Here is a 6,538-nt window from a genome sequence, read left to right as displayed (position 1 = left end):
ATATAGAAGTTTATAGATAGGGAAATCTAAAGCAAGAAGAACATGAAAATGTAGTTTGTGTTTTATTGATATGAAGTGCAAAGAGGGAAAATAAACTTTTTTGCAGTACATATAATAATATTTACGCATGCAATACCACTATGGTACAATATGGTTATTAACGATGGAAAGGAATGATGGGTGGACGATGATTAACTAATCTTATTTTTAAATGTTGAAATTAAATAAATTTCAATTTGTAAAAAATAGGATTAGTCTGCCCAATTCCAAACAACGGTATTGCTATTTGTTTTGCGTAATAGCTTATTTGGGTATAAATAATGTAACGACTAATCCTGCCAAAATTACTTTGGGAGGATTTTTTTGTTCTCCCTTAATGAAAGGGATCGGTAATATGAAAGAACTTTTAAAATTAAATGATGTTTATGTTGAAATAATGGAAAATACTTTGTTAGAGAAAATGAATGTTACAGTAAAACAAGGAGATGTTATCGGATTAATTGGTAAAAATGGTGCTGGTAAATCAACGTTACTTCAATTAATAAATGGGAAGATTGAGCCATCAAAAGGTACTGTTGAATGGCAGCAAATGAATATGACAACGGCATATGTTGAACAAGAAACAGAAACGTTTATTAGTAATGATGTAATTGCAAAAGAAGCAGAACTTCTTGCGAAATGGGGCGTGCCAACGAACGATTTTCTTACGTTAAGTGGTGGTGAAAAGCTTAAAGTTCGACTTGCAAAAGGATTTGCCGAAAATCCTAACGTCCTAATATTAGACGAACCGACAAATCATTTAGATGAGATGAGTACGGAATTTCTCATTAAACAAATAAAAAATATGAAAGATACAGTTATCGTCGTATCGCATGATCGATATTTTTTAGATGTTGTCGCAACAAAAATATGGTCAATTGAGGATAAGAAATTAATTGAGCATAGCGGTAATTATACGAGTTATATGAAAGCACGTGAGCAAAAAAGATTGACGCAGCAGCGTGAATATGAAAAACAACAAAAACGTATTGAACTTGTAGAATCACAAATAAAAGAATTAAGTTCATGGTCACAAAAAGCGCATGCACAGTCTACAAAACAAGAAGGTTTTAAAGAGTTTTATCGTGTAAAAGCGAAGCGAACGGATGCACAAGTTAAGTCAAAACGAAAACGTCTTGAAAAAGAGCTAGAGAAAACGAAAGTAGAACGTGTGAAAGAGGAGTACTCAGTTGAGTTCTCTATTCAAGCGAATAAAAAAGTGGGAAAACGCTTTTTAGAAGTAAAGCAATTTAAAAAAGACTTTCATGGAAAAATATTATTTGAAAACGTTAATTTTACAATTCAGCACAGTGAGAAGATTGCGATTGTTGGACCAAACGGTAGCGGGAAAACAACATTACTGAAGATGATTATGGGAACGGAAACTGTGCAAGGAGAAATATGGATTTCACCATCTGCAAACATCGGTTATTTAACACAAGAAGTATTTGATTTACCACTTGATAAAACGCCAGAAGATTTATTTTTAAAAGATTCATTTGAAGAAAAAGGGAAAGTCCAAAATTTAATGAAACATTTAGGGTTCCAAGCTTCTCAATGGAAAGAGCCGATTGAATATATGAGCATGGGAGAACGAGTGAAATGTAAGTTAATGGCTTATATTTTAGATGAAAAAGATGTACTTATTTTAGATGAACCGACAAATCACCTTGATCTTCCTTCACGTGAACAGCTTGAAAATACATTAGCGGAGTATAATGGAACACTAGTTATCGTTTCTCACGATCGATATTTTCTAGAGAAAACAACTAACACGAAACTTGTGTTTTCAAATAATACGATACAAAAGCAGCTAAAAGAACCGACAAAAACAAGAGATGATATTGAAGAGCTACGTTTAACGTTAGAAACAGAGAGACAAGAAGTATTAGGTAAATTAAGCTTTTTAACTTCTAACGACAAAGAATATGAAGAACTTGACGAACGATTCAAAGAACTTACGAAGCAGATAAAGGCACTTTAATGTAATTATGGGTACCTCTAGCTAAGAGGTACCCATAATTACTGATTTTTAAACGTGATTAAGGGGGATTACCATGGGAGAAGAAAATTCAACTAAGTTATTTAGACTAGATTGTGGTGATATTTATTTACAAGAGTTTTCCACTAAAGATGCGGAGAATATTTATAAAATATCGAATCAACCGGAAATAGAAAAATTTTTGCCAGACTGGAAATCAACGAAAGAACAACGAGTTAATTGGGTTACAAATTATGAAATACCAGCAAATAAAGTATTTCTTGATGCTGCTACAAATTCATCAAACATAGAGGGTCATTTTTTAAAACTAGGAGTATTTATTAAAGATACAAATGAATTTATTGGATGGTGCTGTACGGGCATTAAAGAAGAACTCCCTTCACCGAACAGAGAAATTATGTATGCTATTTCAAGGAAGCATCAAAATAATGGCTACGCTACGAAAGCGACTAGAGGATTGATTGACTATTTGTTTAAAAACACCACTTTAGATGTCTTAAATGCAATTGCTTTAATTAACAACGTACCATCAAATAAAATTAATGAAAAATGCGGATTTACTTATATGAGCCAACTGACGATAGAAAATCAACTATATAATCATTATCTATTGAGTAAATCAGAGTGGATAAAAAATGTTGTTCTTTAAAAAGGGCTATAATGGAATAAAATCATTATAAAAAAGAAAAGCTTAGGGCTAAAACTCTAAGCTTTTTTACGTAATATTTACTTTTTGATTTTACTTATAAAGTATAAGTTGTTATTTACCGTTTTGAAGTTGTATATTTATTCTTTATAATCTTTCACACTTTGCTAATAAAGAATGTAAGGGATAAAACAATTGCGACTATTAATGACGCTAAACATCACTTCAGTCTACACATATTCTAAACGAGAAATTCATTTAATTAATAAGGTCATGAATATTAGAAATAAGTAGCGTTGTATTTCATACTACTTTACAAATAATATAAGATAAATAGGTATTGTTATAGATGCATTGTCTGTTTTTTCATTTATCTTACAAGCGTGTAAGATAAATGAAAGATGAATCAATATGTGCTATAAGACAATTCATTTACACTTTATAGTGAGCAGTGGAAATGAAGGGAGAATATAAATGGAAATTTTACATGCAAAAAGTATTAGTAAAGTATATAAAGGGAAAATACCTTTTAAAGCATTGGTGGATATTGATTTATCAATTCAAGAAGGTGAATTTGTAGGAATTATGGGCCCGTCAGGTAGTGGGAAAACAACGTTATTGAATATGGTATCTACTATTGATTCTCCATCATCGGGAGAAATTTTAATTAATGGCACAAATCCTTTCCAATTATCATCAGAAGATTTAGCGTTATTCCGCAGGAAACAATTAGGATTTGTTTTTCAATCATTTAATCTTCTTAGCACACTTACTGTAAAAGAAAACATCGTATTGCCGATGACATTAGATGGTGTTTCTGTGCAAGAAATGAATAGGCGAGTGGAAGAAATTGCAGAGAAGTTAAACATTACAGATATATTGAGTAAAAGAACGTTTGAAATATCAGGGGGTCAGGCTCAAAGAACAGCAATCGCTCGTGCTATCGTTCATAAACCGCAATTATTACTTGCAGATGAACCAACAGGGAATTTAGACTCTAAATCTTCAAATGATGTAATGGAGATGCTAGATACTCTTAATAAAGAAGAAAAAGCAACGATGATGTTAGTTACACATGATCCTTATGCAGCCAGTTTTTGCAGCAGAGTCATATTTATTAAAGATGGTCAATTATATAATGAAATTTATTGCGGTGACAGCAGGCAAGCCTTTTATCAAAAGATTATGGATGTCCTTTCTTTGTTAGGAGGGAAAAGGCATGACTTTTCGTCAGTTCGCATTTAATAATATTTTTCGTAATAAGCGTACATACGCTGCCCATTTTTTAAGTTGTGCATTTTCTATTATGATTTTCTTTACGTATGCCCTTTTATTATTTCATCCTGATTTACAAGGGGAATTAAAATCGACGAGTACAACAATAAGTGCATTTGGAACATTAGGATTTACAATTTCGCAAGGCTTGATTTTTGTATTTTCATTTTTCTTCATTCTATATTCAGTTAGTTCATTTTTAAAAATGCGTAAGAAAGAATTTGGCATTTTAATGATGCAAGGAATGTCAATGAGGCAGCTTAAGAAATTATTATTAATTGAAAATATGTTAATTGGACTTGGGTCAATTTGTATAGGGATTTTCATCGGACTCATATTTTCTAAACTAGTGTTATTGATAAGCGCAAGTGTATTAATGATTAGTAATGGTTTACCTTTTTATATACCAGTGCAGGCGGTATTATTAACAGTCATCACATTTCTTTTATTATTTTTAATTGTTTCGCTTGTTACTTTTAAAATGATAAAAGTAACGGAACTTGTGGAACTTATTCAAGCAGAGGAAAAGCCAAAGCCTGAACCGAAAGCTTCTATTCTATTATCGCTACTTTCTTTAATTAGTATAGGCTATGGATATATTTCAGTATTTCGCTTTATCCCAAGTACGAATTTTATTACGCTCGGAATGGGTGTACTTCTAGTCATTATAGGAACGTACTTTTTATATACACAGTGTAGCGTGTATATATTGTATCTTGCTAAAAGGAGTGAATCATTCTTTTTAAAGCGAACAAATATATTAACATTTTCAGAATTAATTTACCGTATGAAAGATAACGCAACGATGTTTTTCATTGTATCTATTATTTCAGCAGTTGCATTTACAGCAATCGGTACAACAGCTGCTCTTGGTAATAGGAATTTAGTATGGATGACAAACCCATATACATTTCTGTATGAAAGCTCTGAAAACAACAAATTGGTAGATAAACATCTCTCTATTATAAAAAAACATCTTGAGGATGCAAATATTCCGTACCGAATGGCTTCATCTTCAAATAAATTTACAGAAAGTAACGTAAATGTATTGAAATTAAGTGAATATAACGAACTTACGAGAGCACTCGGGTACCAACAAGAAACGATTGAAAAAGAAGATGAAATTTTACTAATCCCTGGGAGGGTGTCACAAAAACAAGAATTTAAAAATGGTGACTATAAAAAAAATATTGAAGTCATTCAAGGAGATTGGACAAAGACATTTCGTGTGAAAAAAACTGTGGGAAATTTAGTTTTACCACATGATCCTAGTAGTATTTATATTGCTGTTCAAGATCATGTGTATGATGAAATTCCTCATACGAGTAATCCAAAAGATGAAAATATTCAACATCGTACTTACGGATTTGTTGTAGATGATTGGATAAAAACGAAAGAGATTTCAAATCAATTAAAGAATGTATTCGATAAAGATCTTAGGGACAGAGATTTCTACTTTGAAGCTTTAACATTAAACTTGTTGGAGGCAAAGCAAAAGAATGGTTTATTACTTATGGCAAGTGTTTTAGTCGGAATCGTTTTCTTTACATTTGCTGCTAGTTTTATTTATTTCCGATTATATACTGATTTGGACCGTGATCAACAACAATATAAAATGATTTCGAAAATGGGATTAAGTAAACGAGAGTTAAAAAAAGTTGTAACGAGACAGTTAGTATTAATGTTCTTCTTACCGATTATCATTGCAGTGATTCATACTGTAGTTGCGTATACGGCACTGCAACAATTAGTCGATTTTTCTATTTTAAATAGCTCGATCGTTATTTTAATTTCATTTATATGTATACAAGTTTTATATTTCTTTATAACTCGTTGGCGTTACCTACAAAAGCTTTATAAAGTTATGGAGCAATAGAGTATATTAGCTTGTAAGACTACACAAAAGTATGTGAAAAAATGAACTGTATGATGAAAGGAAACGCGATGAAAAGAACTTTAACTATTTTTATGTTAACGATACTACTTTTAATAAGTTTTAGTGCATGCTCTAAAAAGGAAAATTCATTTCCTGCAAACGGTTTATTAATCATTGGAGATGAAAATAAAATTTCACCAATTATTAATCGTTATCAAGAAATTACGAAAGAAAATGAAGTGTTTTCTGTGAAAAAAGGTAAAGTTGGAAATGGACAGGTATTAATTTTAAATGAATCTACAGCACAAGCGATGATTAAAGCAAATGTTTTTCGTAAACGAGATAATGGATCCAATTTAAAACTAATAGATACGTTACCGAAATTCCCAAAAGAAGGCTCGCTGTTGTTTACACATGAAGACGAAAAGAATATGAAAAGTATTGAATTAGAAGAAAAAGAGATTCCAGTTTCATACGATAGCGACGCTTGGATAGGTAACACTCGTAAATATCCAACGCAATGGTATGTGATTGTATCAAAAAATAGTGTGTATAAAGAAATAAAGGAAAATGAAACGAAAATGCACCTTCTTCATTTGAAAAAATCTCTAGGTGACGAAAAGCCTAAAATGTCGACAGATAATACATTGGTTAATGAAAATGTCAAAGTAAAAAAGCTAATTAAAGGTTTGGAAGGAGA

General features: G+C 31.4%; 5 protein-coding genes. All 5 read left to right on the top strand.

What is annotated here, in order from left to right:
• Nucleotides 1–394 precede the first annotated feature (394 nt).
• Nucleotides 395–2,023 (top strand): ribosomal protection-like ABC-F family protein, encoded by a 1,629-nt coding sequence (gene abc-f / locus ACFWDE_RS29525; RefSeq protein ID WP_377896269.1) that lies wholly within the window; start codon nt 395–397, stop codon nt 2,021–2,023.
• 73 nt (nt 2,024–2,096) lie between these two features.
• The gene (locus tag ACFWDE_RS29520) at nt 2,097–2,690 is read left to right on the top strand and encodes a GNAT family N-acetyltransferase (protein WP_377896268.1); all 594 of its coding nucleotides are present in this window, start codon (nt 2,097–2,099) and stop codon (nt 2,688–2,690) included.
• A gap of 471 nt (nt 2,691–3,161) precedes the next feature.
• Nucleotides 3,162–3,932, top strand: coding sequence for an ABC transporter ATP-binding protein (locus tag ACFWDE_RS29515; RefSeq protein ID WP_377896267.1), 771 nt, complete (start codon nt 3,162–3,164; stop codon nt 3,930–3,932).
• A complete protein-coding gene (locus tag ACFWDE_RS29510) occupies nt 3,907–5,838 on the top strand; it encodes an ABC transporter permease (protein ID WP_377896266.1) in 1,932 nt (643 codons plus the stop codon). The genes ACFWDE_RS29515 and ACFWDE_RS29510 overlap by 26 nt, the downstream gene beginning before the upstream one ends.
• Nucleotides 5,839–5,891: 53 nt before the next feature.
• A partial coding sequence (locus ACFWDE_RS29505) for a lipoprotein BA_5634 family protein (protein ID WP_377896265.1) occupies nt 5,892–6,538 on the top strand: 647 nt, incomplete at its 3' end.

This window comes from Bacillus sp. NPDC060175 (assembly GCF_042728695.1).
In the GTDB taxonomy this organism is placed as follows: Bacteria; Bacillota; Bacilli; order Bacillales; family Bacillaceae_G; genus Bacillus_A.
The sequence above is the reverse complement of the archived record's forward strand: the minus strand, read 5'-3'. Positions and strand labels throughout refer to the sequence as shown.